This is a genomic window from Chryseobacterium sp. JAH (assembly GCF_001507335.1).
Taxonomy (GTDB): Bacteria; Bacteroidota; Bacteroidia; order Flavobacteriales; family Weeksellaceae; genus Chryseobacterium.
This window is the reverse complement of sequence record NZ_LMAH01000010.1, coordinates 15,911-34,392: the sequence shown is the minus strand read 5'-3', so window position 1 is coordinate 34,392 and position 18,482 is coordinate 15,911. Positions and strand designations below refer to the sequence as shown.

Annotated in this window: 17 protein-coding genes; 2 read left to right on the top strand and 15 right to left on the bottom strand. The window is 36.0% G+C overall.

The annotated features are described in order from the left end of the window. Window positions 1-147 precede the first annotated feature (147 nt). Window positions 148-1,044, bottom strand: coding sequence for a helix-turn-helix domain-containing protein (locus AR685_RS16675; protein WP_059125260.1), 897 nt, complete (start codon window positions 1,042-1,044; stop codon window positions 148-150). Window positions 1,045-1,646: 602 nt separating this feature from the next. On the opposite strand from AR685_RS16675, the gene AR685_RS16670 reads away from it, so the two are divergent. Next, entirely contained in the window at window positions 1,647-2,819 is a 1,173-nt protein-coding gene (locus AR685_RS16670) for an MFS transporter (RefSeq protein WP_059125259.1), read from the top strand. A gap of 330 nt (window positions 2,820-3,149) precedes the next feature. Next, window positions 3,150-4,127, top strand: a complete 978-nt coding sequence (locus AR685_RS16665) for an alpha/beta hydrolase (RefSeq protein ID WP_059125318.1) — start codon at window positions 3,150-3,152, stop codon at window positions 4,125-4,127. Window positions 4,128-4,239: 112 nt separating this feature from the next. On the opposite strand, the gene AR685_RS18180 is transcribed toward AR685_RS16665, so the two are convergent. The 14 genes from AR685_RS18180 to AR685_RS16595 form a co-directional block, all read right to left on the bottom strand. Then, on the bottom strand, window positions 4,240-4,389 hold the full coding sequence (locus AR685_RS18180; protein ID WP_165592831.1) for a hypothetical protein: 150 nt from the start codon (window positions 4,387-4,389) through the stop codon (window positions 4,240-4,242). Window positions 4,390-4,611: 222 nt separating this feature from the next. Further along, entirely contained in the window at window positions 4,612-5,247 is a 636-nt protein-coding gene (locus AR685_RS16655) for a malonate decarboxylase holo-ACP synthase (RefSeq protein WP_059125257.1), read from the bottom strand. Then, window positions 5,238-6,890 carry a biotin-independent malonate decarboxylase subunit beta gene (locus tag AR685_RS16650; protein ID WP_059125256.1) on the bottom strand — a complete coding sequence of 551 codons (1,653 nt, stop codon included), beginning with the start codon at window positions 6,888-6,890 and terminating at the stop codon, window positions 5,238-5,240. Before AR685_RS16650 ends, AR685_RS16655 begins: the two co-directional genes overlap by 10 nt. A gap of 3 nt (window positions 6,891-6,893) precedes the next feature. Next, window positions 6,894-7,193 (bottom strand): malonate decarboxylase subunit delta, encoded by a 300-nt coding sequence (locus AR685_RS16645; protein WP_059125255.1) that lies wholly within the window; start codon window positions 7,191-7,193, stop codon window positions 6,894-6,896. A gap of 7 nt (window positions 7,194-7,200) precedes the next feature. Continuing rightward, a complete protein-coding gene (locus AR685_RS16640) occupies window positions 7,201-8,064 on the bottom strand; it encodes a triphosphoribosyl-dephospho-CoA synthase (RefSeq protein ID WP_059125254.1) in 864 nt (287 codons plus the stop codon). A gap of 26 nt (window positions 8,065-8,090) precedes the next feature. After that, window positions 8,091-9,728 carry a malonate decarboxylase subunit alpha gene (mdcA, locus tag AR685_RS16635; RefSeq protein ID WP_059125253.1) on the bottom strand — a complete coding sequence of 546 codons (1,638 nt, stop codon included), beginning with the start codon at window positions 9,726-9,728 and terminating at the stop codon, window positions 8,091-8,093. A gap of 27 nt (window positions 9,729-9,755) precedes the next feature. Further along, window positions 9,756-10,676, bottom strand: coding sequence for an ACP S-malonyltransferase (locus tag AR685_RS16630; protein ID WP_059125252.1), 921 nt, complete (start codon window positions 10,674-10,676; stop codon window positions 9,756-9,758). A 74-nt stretch (window positions 10,677-10,750) separates the two neighbouring features. Next, complete coding sequence (locus tag AR685_RS16625; RefSeq protein WP_059125251.1) at window positions 10,751-11,410, bottom strand: FadR/GntR family transcriptional regulator; 660 nt, start codon at window positions 11,408-11,410, stop codon at window positions 10,751-10,753. A gap of 560 nt (window positions 11,411-11,970) precedes the next feature. Next, entirely contained in the window at window positions 11,971-12,816 is an 846-nt protein-coding gene (locus AR685_RS16620) for a toprim domain-containing protein (protein WP_059125317.1), read from the bottom strand. 408 nt (window positions 12,817-13,224) lie between these two features. Further along, complete coding sequence (locus tag AR685_RS16615; RefSeq protein ID WP_059125250.1) at window positions 13,225-14,322, bottom strand: hypothetical protein; 1,098 nt, start codon at window positions 14,320-14,322, stop codon at window positions 13,225-13,227. A 62-nt stretch (window positions 14,323-14,384) separates the two neighbouring features. After that, entirely contained in the window at window positions 14,385-15,104 is a 720-nt protein-coding gene (locus AR685_RS16610; RefSeq protein WP_059125249.1) for a hypothetical protein, read from the bottom strand. Between the two features lie 2 nt (window positions 15,105-15,106). After that, window positions 15,107-15,358 (bottom strand): DUF3853 family protein, encoded by a 252-nt coding sequence (locus AR685_RS16605; RefSeq protein ID WP_059125248.1) that lies wholly within the window; start codon window positions 15,356-15,358, stop codon window positions 15,107-15,109. A gap of 317 nt (window positions 15,359-15,675) precedes the next feature. Next, window positions 15,676-16,521: an RteC domain-containing protein gene (locus AR685_RS16600; RefSeq protein WP_059125247.1), complete on the bottom strand. Its 846-nt coding sequence runs from the start codon at window positions 16,519-16,521 to the stop codon at window positions 15,676-15,678. Between the two features lie 44 nt (window positions 16,522-16,565). Further along, on the bottom strand, window positions 16,566-18,338 hold the full coding sequence (locus tag AR685_RS16595) for a helix-turn-helix domain-containing protein (RefSeq protein ID WP_082671962.1): 1,773 nt from the start codon (window positions 18,336-18,338) through the stop codon (window positions 16,566-16,568). Window positions 18,339-18,482 lie beyond the last annotated feature (144 nt).

Genomic DNA, 18,482 nt, shown 5'->3' with positions numbered 1-18,482 from the left:
TTCAAATCAAATCGCACAGACTCAGATCATCAGTATGATGTAAATTATATAATAATTTAAAATCGCTTATGAAACAATCTGTTAATTTGGATAAAAAATCGACAAATCTCAATCTTTAAATTAAAAATCGGAAGATCAATATTAAAACTAATTGAGGCTTCTGTATTCGTTTGGTGTATACCCCGTTTTCTGTTTGAAAAGCCGTGTAAAATGCTGTTGATATTTAAAACCCAATTCGTTCGCTATATTATTGATTGATTTTGAGTGATCAAATATTCTTTCCTTGGCCTCCTCAATGAGTTTAGTCTGTATATAATCTAAAGCTGTACTCCCTGTTTCTTTTTTTATGAGATCACCAAAGTAGTTGGGTGATAGGTGGAGTTCCTCTGCGCAATAGCTCACACTCGGCAAACCTAGCAAAAATGGCTTGTCTGAAAGAAAATAATTACGAAGCAGCTCTTCAAATCTCATTAGAATATCTTTATTGACATTATTTCTGGTAATGAACTGCCGGTCATAAAAACGCATACAGTAATTCAGCAGAACCTCTATATTTGAGACAATAAGCGTCTTGCTGTGCTTGTCGATATTTTGTGCAATCTCAGCGGCAATCTTTTCCAGGCAGTCAAGAATTGTTTTTCTCTCTTTTTTCGATAAGTGCAGAGCTTCATTCACTTCGTATGAAAAAAATGTATAATCTTTGATATTTTTCCCAAGAGTTGTTCCTGTAATAAGATCCGGATGAAATATCAATCCATATCCAGAAGGTTTTATTACAACTCCTTTACTATCTATTCCATAAACCTGACCCGGAGAAACGAATACCAAAGTACCGTCTTCATAATCATAAGGTTGACAGCCATACATCATGTCCCCGCATTTTATATCTTTTAAAAATACGGCATACACACCCATATACCTCCTGAACTGTTGTATTGTCGGAATCTCGTTAAAGTTTACCACACTTACCAACGGATGAAGGGTATTAACACCTACCAGACGATGATACTGACCTACTGTATCAATTCTTTCTACTTGTTCCATAATTAAAAATCTACCATGCAAATTTAACAATCAAAATGATGTGATGTACTCATAATCAGCAAAATCAGTAAAAATGGTAAATAAAACAGTATTCTATATAAAATACTAATACGCCTGAAATGGGAAATTTGCAATGTCGATTTAGTACAGGTATTAATTTAATGTGTGAGATAACAATAAGAAAGAAAATTTGAAAATCAAACAGTTATAAAAATACCTTAGACAATGAAGAATTCCTGCTAGCAAAAGCCATATAGCTTATGAAGATTACAATTGGAAAATATTAAGAACCTGATCTTAAGAGCCTACAATTAAGGAATAATTGAATATTTAAACAATCAGCCATTACATCTGAACAAATACTCTTTGTGATAAATAAAAATTTACAAATTAAGAATGAAATTTTTTCAGATTACTATAGAACTGCTGTTTGCTATCTAAAAGTGCCAAGTGATCATCAGTTAAAAAACAAGAATGAATTGCTGGATTACAATCTTAAAGTGGTTAAATAAAACAGTACTGTATAAATAATTGATAATTGATAAGCAGGGAATTGATTATACAGTCCCTGTTTTTTTTGTGAAAAATTAAAAAAATAATTAATGGATAATAATCATAATATAACAATTCAGCAACCAAGATGGATGGCTGTATATGCCGTGGCATTGGGAGTTGCAGGATTGATTACCGCAGAATTTTTACCTGTTAGCATATTGTCGCCTATTGCAAACGAATTAAGTATCACTGAAGGAGCCGCAGGACAAACGATGTCTGTAACGGCATTTGTAGCAATGTTTTCCAGCTTGCTGATTAGTGTGGTAACCCAAAAAGTAGATCGACGCTACGTAGTGCTGTCCTTCTCACTATTGCAAATTATCTCAAGTCTTCTCGTTTCCTTTGCTCCAAACTTTTTCGTGCTGATGCTGGGACGTATATTATTAGGGATTGCGGTAGGTGGTTTTTGGGCATTGTCGATTTCAATTGCAATGAGGTTGGTACCCGAAAAATTTGTTCCAAAAGCATTAAGTATCGTTTTCAGTGCGGTCTCTATTGCCACCGTAATATCTGGACCTTTGGCTAGTTTTCTTGACGGGCTGATCGGCTGGCGTTACGTTTTTCTTTTGGTCGCCATTATTGGCGGAATATCTTTCGTATGGCAGATCATTTCTCTACCATCGATGCCACCTGCAATCCCAACAAAACTAAGGTCTTTTGCAGATTTATTAAAAAATAAAACTGTGCGAACCGGTTTGTTAGCAAATATGTTTTCCTTTGTGGGATATGCCATTTTTTTTACCTACCTCAGACCATTTTTGGAGAATGTCACGCATCTGACGGGAAATACGATTTCTCTTGCTTTACTGGTGTATGGTATTGCTAATCTTCTAGGAGCAATAGCCGCAAAATTCTTTCTGCAAAAAAGCCTTTTTCTCACCTTAACCCTTTCACCTGTTTTGATGGCAGTGTCCATACTTTTTGTCATTTTACTGGGAGCCGAATTAAAATTTGCGATCTTATTTATTGCACTTTTTGCATTTTCATTTGGAAGTGTACAAGTCGGATGGCCAACTTGGCTGACCCAGTCAGCGAAAGACCAAGCAGAAACTGCCGGAAGTCTTTTAGTTGCCTTTACTCAAATAGCCCTTACCGTTGGTGCCGGAGTTGGAGGATTGATTTTTGACAAGCTCGGAATTAATGTAGCATTGGGATTGGGGTCAGTCGTTTTGATACTGGCTGTTGCGTTAGCCATTCCTGCTCTTAAAAAAAATTGTTAGAATTCATTTTAGTGATTGCCAGTAAAATAATCTTACTGTTAAAAGACTTTAATTATAATCAGTAAATTCTAAGATCATTAAAAAGTTCACACTACTCTATTTTCCTAAAATATTTAAAATCAGTAAAAAAGGTAAATAAAACAGTATTGTGTATCAATCAAAAGTGATTGTAAAGTAGGAATTTTGCATTATTAATAACAACCAAAATATACAGAAATGAAATATTTAAAATTGTTCACGGCAGGCACTCTACTAGTCTTTGGATTTTCTTGCAATAAGATGACACAGCAGGGAACCGCCCAAAAAGAACAGACACTAAAAACAGAAAAAATGGAAAAAATCTCGTCAAAGGAATTCACTACCTTTAAAGTTAATGATAATGTTGAACTTTATAAAGTTAGTTTCAAAAACCAATATAAAATGGATGTTGTAGGGCACCTATTCATTCCAAAAAATTTAGACAGATCCCGAAAGCATCCAGCCATTATTGTGGGACATCCTATGGGAGCTGTAAAAGAACAGAGTGCGGATGTGTATGCTTCAAATATGGCAGACCGAGGTTTTATTGCCTTAGCAATCGACCTGTCATTCTGGGGCGAAAGTGAAGGTGAGCCACGAAATGCCGTTTTACCGGATGTTTATGCTGAAGATTTCAGTGCAGCAGTAGATTATTTGGGCACTCGTGATTTCGTTGACAGAAACAATATAGGCGTGATCGGAGTTTGTGGTAGTGGAAGTTTTGTAGTCAGCGCCGCAAAGATAGACCCTAGGATGAAAGCCATTGCCACAGTAAGTATGTATGATATGGGATCAGCGAATCGTAATGCACTGCAACATTCATTAACAATAGATCAGAGAAAACAGATCATCGCGCAGGCTGCTGAACAGCGCTATGCAGAGTTCTCAGGAGCAGAAGTGAAATTAACAGGTGGAACAGTTGATAAGTTGGAGGCTAATACAGACCCGATTCAGCGCGAATTTTACGATTTTTACCGCACTCCAAGAGGAGAATTTACGCCGAAGGGAGCTACAAAATTGACCACAACCCATCCTACTCTGAGCAGCAATACAAAATTTATGAATTTTTATCCATTTGAAGATATCGAAACGATATCACCGCGTCCAATGTTATTTATAACGGGAGATCATGCACATTCAAAGGAATTTAGTGAAGATGCTTACAAACGTGCAGGACAACCGAAGGAGCTGTTCTACGTGAAAGGGGCAGGACACGTTGATCTTTATGATAAGACCGACCTGATTCCGTTTGAAAAGCTTGCAACATTTTTCAAGAAAAATTTGAAATGAGATTAATAATAAAATCTAGAAATCTGCTTATCAAAATTTAATTGATTGATAAGCAGATTTTTTTTGAATAAGATCTTCATAACCAGACCTTGATTATAAGCAACTCAGGTTTTTAATGTTCATCTTCTTTTTCAATATCCAGACTTAGCGGAATGAGCTTGTACATCACAGGAGTAATAATTCTTGAGAGAATCGTTGAGCTGATTAGACCTCCAATTAATACAATTGCCAAAGGAGAAAATGATAATTCTACAACGTTCACCGTGATTTACGGATTTGAAACTTCCTTAATAACATCTGCTGCAACATACTATTTATTAGTAACTAGAACATTTAACATTACTTTCAACCAAATTATAGATATCCTATAATCCTCCAATTCCCACGTTTGTAAATAGACTGATAATTCAACTAAAATAGATATCTTCATTAAAACTTTATATTTACTCAATGAATTTATAGTTCAGATCATCAATCTAATATTTTATTTCGACCATAAAGTTCTTGCGTCGTGCAAGAAAGGGCCATGATTGGTCTTTATCAAAATCTTGTCAGATCTGGTATATTCTACGAGGGAGACTCCACCCTTAGGTGTATCGAGTTGAATATCAAGCCTGCTGCTTGATAAATTTTGGATATCATTGAGTAAATCCTTTGCCTCCCCAATCGAAATTCTCTTCGATGTACGAATCACCAGATCCAAATCACTTGTATCTTTTATAGACTTGTACCCTGTTGCAAGCTCGTAGGCAACACTACCAGCCGGCCCCCAAAGAGAGTCCAATCTTTGATTCATCAAAGATGTGATCGCAATAAGAGTCTTAACAGGATTAGGCATCCTACCATTGTATTTCATTTTCCAGCTTAGAGGATCCGTTAGGGACATAGGGCTGATGACCTTTGTTATATGTTGATCGTCGATCCATGCTGCAAAACGCTGCCCACGCTCAATTCCCCTTAACCCCACTGGTATCCTATTTTTTTTATAGTGAGCATCTCTGCGAACAACTGCAAGGAAACTCTCCTTTAAGGTATCTAAAGCCCAAAATGGTAGAGGTTCATCCGACAGTAGGTTATTTATGGTATCAAAACCCAGAAGATCGTGCGCCGCTAGTTCCATTGTTCTTCTATTTTGGATCTGACAACTATTGAGCTCTTACGCCCGCTTTCAACTGCATTTTTTGTTTTAAGACGCTGTGAAAGTGAGTGGTCATTTGCTTCGATAGCTTTTGATAATTCTATTGATACTTTTTCAAAATCATGAGTAGTAGGAAAATTGGCATTTTCAACGTCGATCAAAGTATCTAAAGCACCTAAAGTGTAATAACTATTGATATCATACGCCATGGCAGGAACTTTTTTAGTTACTTCTTCTAATTCTGCTATAGTACGTTTAGTAATACGGGCAGCAGACTGCTTGGACATTGCCTGCACGTTGATATCTTTGTCATTGAGTGCAATCAGCCTGCTCGATTGAAGACCATGTGCTAAAAATGCCCCTGAGATTGCATTTCCCACAATTACACCTATAACAGAATGTCCTTTTAATCGTGCTGTTGCATATGCGTCTGCACTTGCAGCACAGGCATAATGAATGCCCAATAGCTCTTCATTAAATCCATATGCTTGGCTTGGAACATCAATTATCGCCACAAAGTTTCTTTTGATCATCTTATCTGCATCATCCTCAATAGCTTCTCTGATGTACTTTGCCAGTACCCATCCTTCTTGTAATCCAACTTCACCGTGAATTGCTCTAGGAAAGCGGTTTTTTTCATTGGGTACAATAGCAACAAACCTCGTCATTTTTCCTTCAAATTCTCTATCAGCTACTAAAACGGTCGGATACTTACTAATTGACTCCACCCCCTTTGTGAAAGTCGTAAACCAGGTTCTTCCTCGACTTGGCGTTTTAGCATCAATACGATCAGGAACCTGTGTCATTTTGTTTTCTAACAATTGAAGTACCGATTCTTTGCGGTTCTTAACGGTGGGATCCAACTGATTGACTGTCGATAAAAACTTAGAAATCTGTTGTGTTCGGGGCACAGAAAATTCTTTACTGATTGCTGTATGGATAGCATTTCTAAAAAGTTCCACATCGTCTTCAACCAATTGATCAACCAGTCCCATCTCATATCTCGCCATCCCTCCAATCGTATTCCAGACCAGTGCTCTGTTTTTGGAGTTGAACTCAGTAATTCCTGCTTCCTGTTCAATTACTTCGGGACCATTGAGTCCAAAACGAGCTGTTTCTGTCATAATTAATTCTGAACATAATGCAGCTGTAATCGACATTCCCCCAAAACTCCCCACATTTCCTGGAATAAGTCCGATGACCGGACCGTATTCCCTCAGTGCGACAATGGCTGACTGGATTTCAGAGATCATCAGAAGTCCATAGTTAGCTTCCTGAAGACGAACCCCTCCAGTATCAAAAATAATAACAGGTATTATTTTTTTACCAATCTTATTTTCTTTTAAAACATGCTCAAGTGCTCCGGCGATCTTACTTCCGCCAACTTCTCCAATACCTCCGCCCTGGAAAGCACCTTCAATCGAAATAATGACAGCAGGCTGGTGCTTAAAAGCACCTTTTCCGATGATAACACCATCATCACTTTGCGGCACAATACCTTGAGCCGCTAAATGTGGCGATTCTATTCTGTCAAAAGGCCCTAACACCTCCCTGAAACTACCAATATCCAAAAGAGCAATGGCACGTTGACGTCCGTTCAACTCTATGAAACTATTTTTTAACATATTTTAATTTTTTTTATTTGCTAATTCAAGAACCTGAGCAAGGCGAAGACTTACAACGCCAGGTGTCGCTCCAAAGTCGTTTAGGGTTATTTTTGCCTGCACATCATTAAGGGCTACAAATCTTTTAAACACTTTTTCCCATATTTCCTTAAAGCCGTCTGATGCTGTTCTGACAACAAATTCAGATTCCGCAGATGTCGTCGGTTCTAGTAAGATTTCCAGATCACCTGAGCCTACAACTCCTGTATGTGCTCTCTGTAAGACAGATTTAGATGCTGGATATTTGAATGAAAATGACTCCATATTTATTTTATTTATAATTAACTATGATTTTTTCCAGAAAGATCGCTGCTGCCAGAAGATCGGCGCTTCCACCTGGAGATATCCAATTGCGTGTAACATATTGATCTAAATCTCTATATCGCTCAGCATTGGTATCCTTTCCCATTCCTCCATGATCGAGTATTTCCGTACACTTTTGTTTCACAGAATGCAATGTTTCCATATTACTTCTATTAAGAATACAGGTGTCGTCGACTGTCGCCATTAAAGCTAGTAAAACATTTAACCGCTGACTACTCCTAGGTTGCCATTCAAATTTTTTCATAAAAGGCATAGCAATGTTCATTAAGGATGGAAAACCCATTATTGCTTCTTCTCGGGCACCTCTAACGGCATATCTCTTTTGTACTTTTCCACCATTTGTCAAAACAGGAGGCATGTAACGATCGTGAAATTCTGCGATAGTACCAGCTGTATCGAGAATATTCTCATACCTTAATTGTACATTGGATGGTGCTGACAGTAGAATCGATACGGCGGCGGTGAGCAGTCCCAAGGTCCAGATTGCTCCCTTATGAGTATTGATACCTCCAGTTGAATGAAGCATTTGATATTCTCCTCTCCGCCCGATTGCTGCAAGAACCTCTCTCACCTCCTGGGATGGATTTTTTCCTTTTACCGATTCCGCCATTTCCAAGAAAACAGATCGTAATGTATACGCTGACCTTTCCATTAATTGAAGAGTGAGATCATTATGGGATCCATTGTTCTCACCATCCACAAGACCTGGCTTAGGCGTTAGCCGTACTTCTTCTAGTAAGGCCTGCACAGCAAGATCAGCAAGAATAGCGGAATCTACCTGTTCCTTAATACAATTTTTTTCAAGTAACATAATTTGCTATTTTTTGACTGTTAACATTACCAGTTTTTAAATTTTGCAGGTGGATTATACAAACCTCCTGACCATTCTACCAGCTCCTTAACATTTTTAGCTGCCAGCAAAGATCTATTGGCTTCCGTACGACCTATTCCCAGGTCCTCAGGATATGCGACAATTCCCCTTTCTCTTAAAGATTTAATGACTTTAGCATCTGCTTTTGTTCCTACTGAAGTTACGCCTGCTATTGCACTTAGTGCCTGTTTACGCTCAATTTCACCTTCAGCCTTGTAAATGTAGGCAACTCCCTCCTCTGTAACGACGTGCGTAACATCGTCACCATATATCATTACTGGTGCAGTGGCAAGACCTGCTTGTTTTGCAACTTCAATGGCATCAAGTGATTCTACGAATACAGGAGTATTACCATTTTGAAAGGTCTCAACCGTTTGAACAACAAGTTTTCTACCTTTAGCCAATGGATCATCTGATGTGACCATATCCATCCATGCTTTTGAGGAATGTCTTCTTCCCCTTGGATCATGGCCCATATTGGGAGCCCCACCAAAGCCGGCAAGTCTTCCCGAAACGACAGTCGAAGAGTTGGCATTTATGTCCATCTGAAGAGTGGATCCAACGAACATATCTATAGCATACTGTCCGGCAACCTGTGCAAAAGCCCTGTTTGATCTCAAGCTACCGTCTTTACCAGTAAAAAATACATCTGGTCTTGCTGCACAATATTCTTCCATTCCTACCTCGCCCCCAAAGCAATGTACAGTATCAATCCATCCGCTCTCGATTGCGGGAATCAAGGTTGGGTGGGGATTTAAAACCCAGTTGGTTGCAATTTTACCTCTTAATCCAAGTTTCTCTGCGTAAGTTGGCAATAAAAGTTCAATTGCTGCGGTATTGAAGCCAATACCGTGATTGAGAGATTTTACCTGATGCTTTTCATAAACCCCTCGGATGGTCATCATCCCTATAAGAATATGAAGTTCAGTAATCAGTTTAGGATCCCGTGTAAATAGCGCTTCCAATTGGTATGGCTTGTCTGCTTCTACAATGAAATCTACCCATGAAGCGGGAATATCTACTCTTGGAAGTTCATCAACGATTTCATTGACCTGCACGATCACTATTCCATCTTTAAAAGCTGTAGCTTCTATAATAGTGGGAGTCTCTTCAGTATTTGGTCCTGTATACAGATTGCCAAATGGATCGGCCTTATCAGCCGCAACCAATGCTACATTTGGAATAAGATCAACAAAAAGCCTCCCGTAAAGTTCAAGATACGTATGAATCTCTCCTATCTCCACAGTGCCATCCTCAATCATCTGTGAGATTCGAAGACTTTGTGGGCCTGAAAAAGAGAAGTCGATTTTTTTTGCGATACCTTTTTCAAAAATATCCAAATGCTCAGGTCGCGAAATACTTGACATGATCATATGTAAATTGTTTACTCGTGAAGAACTTACCTTTACTAAGGATTCTGATAAAAATGAAGCTTGCTTCTGGTTATCTCCTTCAAGCACAACCAGATCACAAGGCTGGATCAAAATTTCCAGCGCTTCCACGATATTTTCTTTTTTAAGTACCACATTTTTTGTTAAATGTGAGATGCTCTTTATTCGTCGGGTTTTTTCATCCCGTTTTGTAGTCCAAGAATTTCTAGACATATTGTTATGATTTAAATATTATTCTGCTTAGTAGCTGTCATACAGCCACCTTAATGTTTCTATATTTTGATTTTCAAATGCATATACATAGGCATTCGGAAATGTTGTTCGAGCAATTTTTGTCAACACACCGGAAGGAGACATCTCAATAAAAAATCTGGAACCTAATTCATATAATAAGGTCGTACCTTCGTACCATCTTACAGTTTCTGAAATACTTTTAAATAAATCTTCTCTGATTGCATATTCTGTCCTAAGAAGTCTTCCTGTATGGTTTGAAATGCATGGATATTTTGGTTGGTCAATCTTAATAGTTTCAAATCTATTCTTTAAAGCAAAGGAAACATAGTTCAATAGTTCGCAATGAGATGGAACGGAAACATTAAGTAATTGAACTTTCCTGGCGCCACCTCTCTGTAATATGGGGATAAAGAAATTAATAGCATCCAAAGAACCAGCGATCACCTGCTGATCAGCTGCGTTATTATTAGCTATGAAAAGTTTTTTATCTAAATCATTCAAAGTTAACAGCTCTTTTAAATGCTTCTCGCTGAAACCCACGATAGCGGCCATACCATATCCGAAAGGATATGCCTCCTCCATCATCTTAGCACGAATTGACACAAGATCAAGTGCATCCTCAAACGAGATTACATTGCTGATAACAGCAGCAGAGAAAACCCCTACAGAATGCCCTGCAAGAAAGTCAGGATTAATATTAGATCGAAGCAGTAATTTTGCTGAGATGACACCTGAGATCAAAAGGCATAGCTGAACATTTATCGTGGATTTTAATTGATCATCACTATCCACTCCTTGCGGATTTAGACCAGTATGATTCTGGACTGCTGAGTAAACTTCAGCAACAATTGGATCGGCAGAATTGAACTCTTGAAGCATTCCTGCATACTGAGATCCTTGTCCTGGAAATAGAAATGTTGTTTTCATATTGATTCTATCATCATATCATCTGATGAATTACTATTAAAAAAAACACCAGAAATGGTGTATGCTTTTTGCCTTTAATCAAGTTTGCGCATCTCTAAAATTGCTTTAACAGCGTTTTCTGGAGAGTTGTCAACAATTGCATTAAACAGATCTTCATGAATTGCAGTCATACGGTGCATTGAAATATTCTTTGAATATCTTTCTTCAATGGAATTTTTAAGTTCCTGCTCAGCAAACGTCTTGTACAGATTACTTAAAATCGTATTCTTAGACGCTTCTGATATTTTAATATGAAAAGCGATATCTTCTTCTATCCATTTTATTAGATCATTACGGTCAGCTGCTAAATTCCTTTTTTTTAAGATCTGCTTCAGCTCTCTGATATCATCAGCGGTTCTGTTAAGCGCAGCTTTCTCGACGATCTTTATCTCCAAAAGATCCCTAACCTCATTAACATCTTTAACGCTGGCAGTTTGCAATTGCTTTGTCAAAGAATCTTTTGAAGCTACCTTAGACGCCACGAACGTACCCACGCCTTGTTGCACATTGACCAATCCTTTATTTTCCAATATTTTTACAGCTTCTCTGATGCTAGATCTTCCAACTCCAAACTGCTCCATAAGTACAGGCTCCGTTGGCAGCTTATCACCGACTTTGAAATCACTAGACTCAATTTGAGATTGCAAACGTTGGGAAACTTTTTCCGCTAAACTCACTTTTATTATCTTATTCATCTTATCATCTGATGATACAAATTTACAAAATTATTTTTTACGATAAATTCATTTTTTTGTTTTTTCACAAGATTATTGATCACGTGATTGTTTTGAATTTTTATCTGGCAGTAAATATTCAAAAAATCTAAAACGTTAGAAGCGTAAATGCATAACAAGTGATGAATGAAAAATATAGACTGATTTCCTGAAGATAAATCGTTTTTATATGATTTTCATACGATGACCCATAGCCCCTTTACCCGCACCGCCAGTTCCTAAACCAGCCCCCTTGATACGGAAGATTTTCTAATCGTATTCAATAATTCATGATCAGATCCAATACCCTAATGATCAAGAGCCTCAATCAAAATTTTACAGGTTAGTCAATTGCTTCCTTCGTAGTTTTGATTTTAATCACGTTGCATATCCAAATCATTGATACTTAAACCTCGCAATTTACACCCTATAATACACCAAAAACCTTGTTCTTGTAATCAATAATAACCGTTTCGTTTATAGTTATTTTTAAATAACCTAATCAATTTGCAGTAAAGTGGAATATCTAAGTAATTTACATATTAGATATCTAGTGCACAGTACCACTCATTCAGATCTTTATAATCGGCGTATAACATGGAGCAATCTTCAACATTTTCATATTTTTTCTGAACCATTTTTTTGATTGTCTTACCATTTTCATCATTATCGAGGAAAAGAAAAATTTTATTATATCCAAACAATTCATTTTCAACTTTGAAAAACATCGCTGTAGAATTTAGAATGAGGTAATCTACAGTTTCTTTGTTTAAAATATTGATCGCTCTGTAAGTGAGATAATCAAAAAAACCTTCGAACACAATGATTTCCTTATCAGAATTCAGATCATTTTTGATCAATGTTACATCTTTCTTTCCCAGACACAGTTTAGAATACTTACTTCGGATTTCAAACCCTCCTGAATTGTTTTTAAAACCAATTCCAAAGTATTTCTTATTGTTCATCTTATAGTGTATCTCCGTTACAAGATCCTGTTGTTTGTACACCTTCCGTAATTGCAAATACTGAATTAATGCAGAATGCTTGATGTCAATCGTTTTTATAATCTCATAGTGTTTTTGTACTATACTACCAGCCTTCTCTTCAGAATTTAAGAGAGAGAGATCAAATCGGGCCAGATATTTTAATGCTTCGGATACAGAGCATCTGTTGATCATTTGAACAATAGAAATAATGTCATAGCATTTTCCTGTTCCGAAATCAAAAGCAGTATTTTTTATAAAATCAACAAATAGGCTGGGAACGTTCTCCTTTCTATCCAGAGCGAAATAAAAACCGGTTCTTTGATTTTCCTTTGCAGGAACTCTATTGAATGACTCTAACACCACTCTGATTCCTACTCTATTCTTAATGTCCTGACAATTCATTCTTTTTTTTTTTTTAAAGCAATTTCTCAAGAGTTATTCTTTTTAATAAAAAAATAAACTTTGTAATCTTTTACTGTACTTTTAATGATGACTGCAATCAACTGGTATTAGCTTATCGAACTTATTTTTTAAATGTGTTGAATTCCGAAAAAGACATCAGTGCAATTTCGAAAAAGAGATCAGTTCAATTCCGAGAATGCATTTGCAGTGCATGAGAGCAATTCCGAGAACATCCTTTGAAAATTGATAACTTATTCATAATTACATCTGCAGACTTTCGCCAATGAGTGTAATTCCGAAAGCTGAATATGAAAATCAATTCTTTTAACATCCGTTTAACTTGAGTGAGTGCAATTCCGAAAAACACATGAGCGTAATTCCGAAATTCAGATGAGTGCAAATCCGAATTTAGATAATGGTTGGATAACCATTCGGTAATAATTTGCCTACTTTCGTATCCCTATATAGTACAATGATATACTCCTGAATCTTCTGTAAAAAGCTTAGTCCTTTAAATTCCGTCGACCTGACTTTTTGTAATCTATTCATTTTTTTAAATTCTGAAAAAGCTCGTTCAATCAATATTCTCGTCTGGGGTATGTTTTTATAATGATAAGTAAAAAGTTCCATTTCATTTTGCTCAAGCACATATCTTTTTCTGAAGTATCTTAATCTTCGTGTCAGTTTAGACTGTTCGGAAACATCTACAACTAAATTAAATGTCTTTACCTCTTTTACATGATAAGGTAAAATGGAAATAAGATCCTTGGAATACTTATAATTGAAAGAGAGATTATTGAATTTGTTTAAATTGATTCTTGCGGGTTTTAAGAATTTAAAGCAGAAATCATTTGCTGTTTTATAGTTGACTCCAAATTTTTTGTTCAAATTAGAAAGTTTAACACTTGTTCCTGCAATTGGTAATTTTGAAAGCCATATCGCAAAAATGATATGCTTATTATTGCTGATATTATATACCAGATTATAGAGGACATAGTTATATTCAGGAATGACCATTAATTTTTTAAGCCAGTAACTGCTTATCAAAAATCGAGTATACCCTCTCTGATCATAAGAAGGAGTAGAAATTAATCCTCCGAATGTCTTAATCTCCTTCCCCTTTGCGTTAACCGACTTATACCAAGCCATTTTAAACTTAGTTAAAAACTCGTAGGCATCAATGACTTGCTGTGTTGAACCGCTGGGTGAGATTTTGCTGTTTCTTATCTTCAAAGAGGCAAAAATATTATGGTCTGTCTCAAATTCCTCATCGAATAAAGAGAGTTGATGAGGCCGATCCTCCGGCCGAAATTGTTCAGCGCTAATCATAGAAACAATATTAAATATCACACGCAGGGCATTGATGGGAATATCTGCTGCCGCCTGATCCTCAAAAATAAAATCATCAACAAAAGCGTTTCCCAATCTAATTCGCTCAGGGCTTCTATCGCCTTTTTCTTCAAAAATTTTACGAATCATTTTAAAATTCATTTCTGTATCAGCCATAATGAAAAGTTTGATCTAATTTTAGGTTAGAAATTAAAATCGAAGGAATAAATTGAAGAATACTAAGATGACTTCGGTCGTCTTATTGTGGGAACAGACTCTATGGAAGGATTATCAGGTAATACATTTTTATCTTTTAAAAACGGCAAAACACTTTTTAAAGAAGACTTCCAATTGGTGATGGGTCTTTTTGAATGATTAATCCATCCCTCATTTAACCAATTTTCATATTTTTCCTTTAAGATTTTTTCCAATGTACTCTCATAAAATTCCAATGTTTGAGCGTATTGCAAAAATTCATCAAAGTTTGGGATATCTAAATTCTTGATGCGTCGTTGTGAGTTCGGGAAGTCCAAATTTTCACCTACCTGCGAATCCTCCGGAATAGTGGGAATGTCAACATTCTGTTCAAAAGCAACGAGGTTAGCTTCTAATCTCAATGTCTGCCTATCAGCAAAATCTTCAATTTCCAATGGCTTTACTTCCACTTCACTATTAGGTCTTAAAGGATAATTTAAAAGTATACGATAGTGGCACGGAAGCCCGTTTCTTGTTTGAAATGCTATCAATCCTAAAACCTCCAGCTTTTCTTTAGTTGATTTGACCGTTTTTCTGGTCAGTCGCAGTTCTCGACTTATCTTGACATCAGATAGTTTAAAGTCATATCGTTCACTAGCAAATCCCTCTTTTAAAAGATATAAATAGAATGCAGTGGCTGTAGATCCAACATTATTCTCATAGTTGAAATCCCAAAACCGTTTAATTAATTCAAGATAATACATATCTATTTCTTACCAAAAAGCTGCAATGCTTTTTCTCTATCAATGATGATAATGTTTTTGTTTTGAATAATTGCACTGTCCAAAATTCCAGAAGATTTTATCTCTGAAGCTTTGGAAACCGAGCATCCAAGAATCTTTGCCAACCCTTTCAATCCGTATTCATATTTTTTTTCAGCGGTATAATTTTTTAAAATTTCTATAAATTCCTCGACAGTTAATTGCCATATAGGAATTTTGCGATTAAATTTTTCCATTTGTAAATTATTTAAGAATGTGAATTGTTTTTATTTTCTGATACAAAACTGATAAAAACACAGAAAAACCTTTCGGTAGTATTTCGTAACTACCGAAAGATTTATAAAAAAAAGAATGAGGTTAAAAGATAATCTTACAGCAACATCCTGTCAGAAGGACTTTAGGTAGCAAAAGGAAAATACCAACCCATACCGCTGTGTTATCAAATACTGCTAAAAAATGCCAAAAAAATATAAATAGATAAGATATTTCATTGAGCTGCAGATAAATCATCCAAAATAAATGTTTCATGCTCATTTAAGCGTACAATAACTTATTATTCGTCCGAATTATCAAGATACAGCTCCATATTATGCTTGATCAAATTAAGAAACTTGGTACGGTCAGCTTTTCTGAGCTTAATTTCACTCAAGGTTTTATGGTAGTTGCCCAGATTGATATTCAACGCGGTCTCTGCCCATCGAAATACTTCTGAAGGTTCAGCTTTTCCTGCGTTGAAGCATTTGGTTTGATAAAGCGCATACAACAGTTCAGTCAATGCAACTTTTGGGGCAGTCCATTCAAGGGGGCTGCTCTGGAACACAATATGATCGGTAACAAATTCAGCATTTATTTTTGTTGTCAGGTACAAATCCAGACGGTCATTTGCCAGAATCTGAGAAACCGTGTGATCGTGCGATGTTGTAAAATGCTCGTCATAGCTGTAAAACTCGGGGCTTAGCCTAAGTTTAAAATCAAATTTAAACTTGACAAAATACTTTTTATCCAGATAGGTTGCCCTACGTCTGTAGTAGCTGATGAACTCTTTATGTTCCTGATAGAAGTATAATAAATTAGCCCTTTCTGTTTCATAATAATTTTTGAGTACAGAAGGATCTGCATATGGTTTCGAACTTTCAATGGATAAAAGTTTCGAGTAATAAATATAGATCGAAACAAACTTTGGCTTTGTTACCTTAAAAAAATAAATTTCTTCACTCCAATCTTCAAACTGGTACTGAGAAACATATTCTTTCAGCTTTCTGATTGCTTTGTCTGTATCCATCAGAATTTCTTCTGCATATTGTAAAACATCTGCTTTATTACGATGTACTTCATCGAGATTCTCACTGAGGTTTTTCCACAGTTGATCAACTTTCTTTTTGAAATTTGTACCGGTCATACGTTAAAATTTTAGTAACGTAAAAATCGGATAAAAATAAATTGTTATTGTTGATTGAGTTCCTCATTACGCTTGCGCATAAAATCTTTCGGACTCATTCCATTAATTTCGCGGAAATGTCTGGTAAATACTTGTCTGTTCAGCATTCCGCACATTTCTGCTAGACTGTCAATCTTGTAATTCAGGTACTTTTTATCTTCTAACATCAGGTTGGTGATATAATTTATCCTTAAAATTTTAAGATATTCCGTAAATGTAGTATCAAGATGCACATTGATAACGTATGAAAGTGTTGTTCGATTAGTACCTGTAAGCGAAGCCGCTTCCGGAAGCTTAAGGTTCTTTTTTAAAAACTGTTTCTTCTCCTGAAAAATAATCAGATTTCTTTTTACTTCTTCAATCAGCTCCACACTAAATACATCCTTAACAACTCCCTTCTCTCCTTGTTTTTCAGAGAGTGACCTATCATCATGATTTCCTCTGTATGCATTATCTTCAACATGGGGAATATTTAACTTTTCCAATTCTTCCTTATAATTTTGGACCTTGTCCTTCAACTGATCATATCGGTTTGTAAGTTCTTTTTCTTTTTTAATAGATTGATAGACTATGTAACCTATAAAGCCAAAACCAATTGCTATCGAATATAAATATAGTATGGTACCAATGTGATTTTCTTTCATCAGTTTATTCTTTTCAGAAGTCAGTCTTTCGGTATCATACTGATTTTTTATTTTTGAAGAAAGTTTAGGAAAATCATTGATAATAATGGAGTCTGCTTTTAAAAGCTGGTTGGTGTAGTAAAGTTGCATTTTGGCATTGCGAGAATCCTTTGCATCATTGATCAGATACTCGTAGCTTGCCCTTATTTCGGGCGTGATGTACTTAAATTTATTTACAATGGAATCTACTTTGCTTAGGTACAGTACAGCTTCCGTTCTCCTTCCCGCTTTCCAATACAATTTTCCCAAATAAAAATTCACCGTAGCCAATGAAGCAAAATCTTGCATATGATTCAAAATATCCTCTGCCAATCTCAAATGTTTTAAGGCTTCAGCTGGCTGTCCCTTCCTGATCAACTGGATACCTTTGCCTTTCTGAAAGTATGCATATTCTAAAGAATGTTGATCCGATGTGTCTAACTTTTTAAGTCCGATGTCAATCAGCGAATCTTCTTTCGCATACAATCTCATATTACGATAGCATTTGCTCAAGCGATAGATACTATTTAAGTAACCAGATTCATGGTTGAGTTTAGTATTGATATGAAGATTCTTCAAAACCATATTTTTCTCAAAGAAATTGGCTGTTTCCATAAAATGTTCTGACGCTTCGTCATAATACCCTAAATATTCTTTTACCATACCAAGGTGATAAATCACCTTATTTTTCAGATAATCATCATTAGAAATTTTTGAATAATTGAAAGCTTTTATATATTCTTCAAGTGCTTTTTTATGATTTCTGATATTGTAGTAATATATAATTCCTTTCCCTAAATAAGCACGAGAAATCTGATCATTGTCATTATACTCAAGTGCGGTAACGATTGCGCTATCGCCATATAGTAATTTACGTTCTGCCGTATTTGAATAGTAAATAGCTTCCTCGTAACCAGCTATTAATTTCTTGAGATCATGTTTATTTTTAGCTTTATCTATATACATATTCACATATACCATTGCCCTTTCATCATTTTCAGGATAAGAGTTGAAAAGAGCTGACAATTTTTTGTATGAACTCTGGTGTCCCTGACTAAAAAATAAGTTCACAGCCAATGCCAGAATAAGCATTAATAGTCGATTATGATTTCGCATGTGATAATGATTAGTCCAAATTTAACCAAATTCTTACAAGTAATCCGAGAGTCAGTGCCTTAAAACACCATTCTGCTATAACGCTCTGAATCACAAAATAATAATTGAGTTTTTGAGTGGAATAATGTATCCATTAAACCTTTT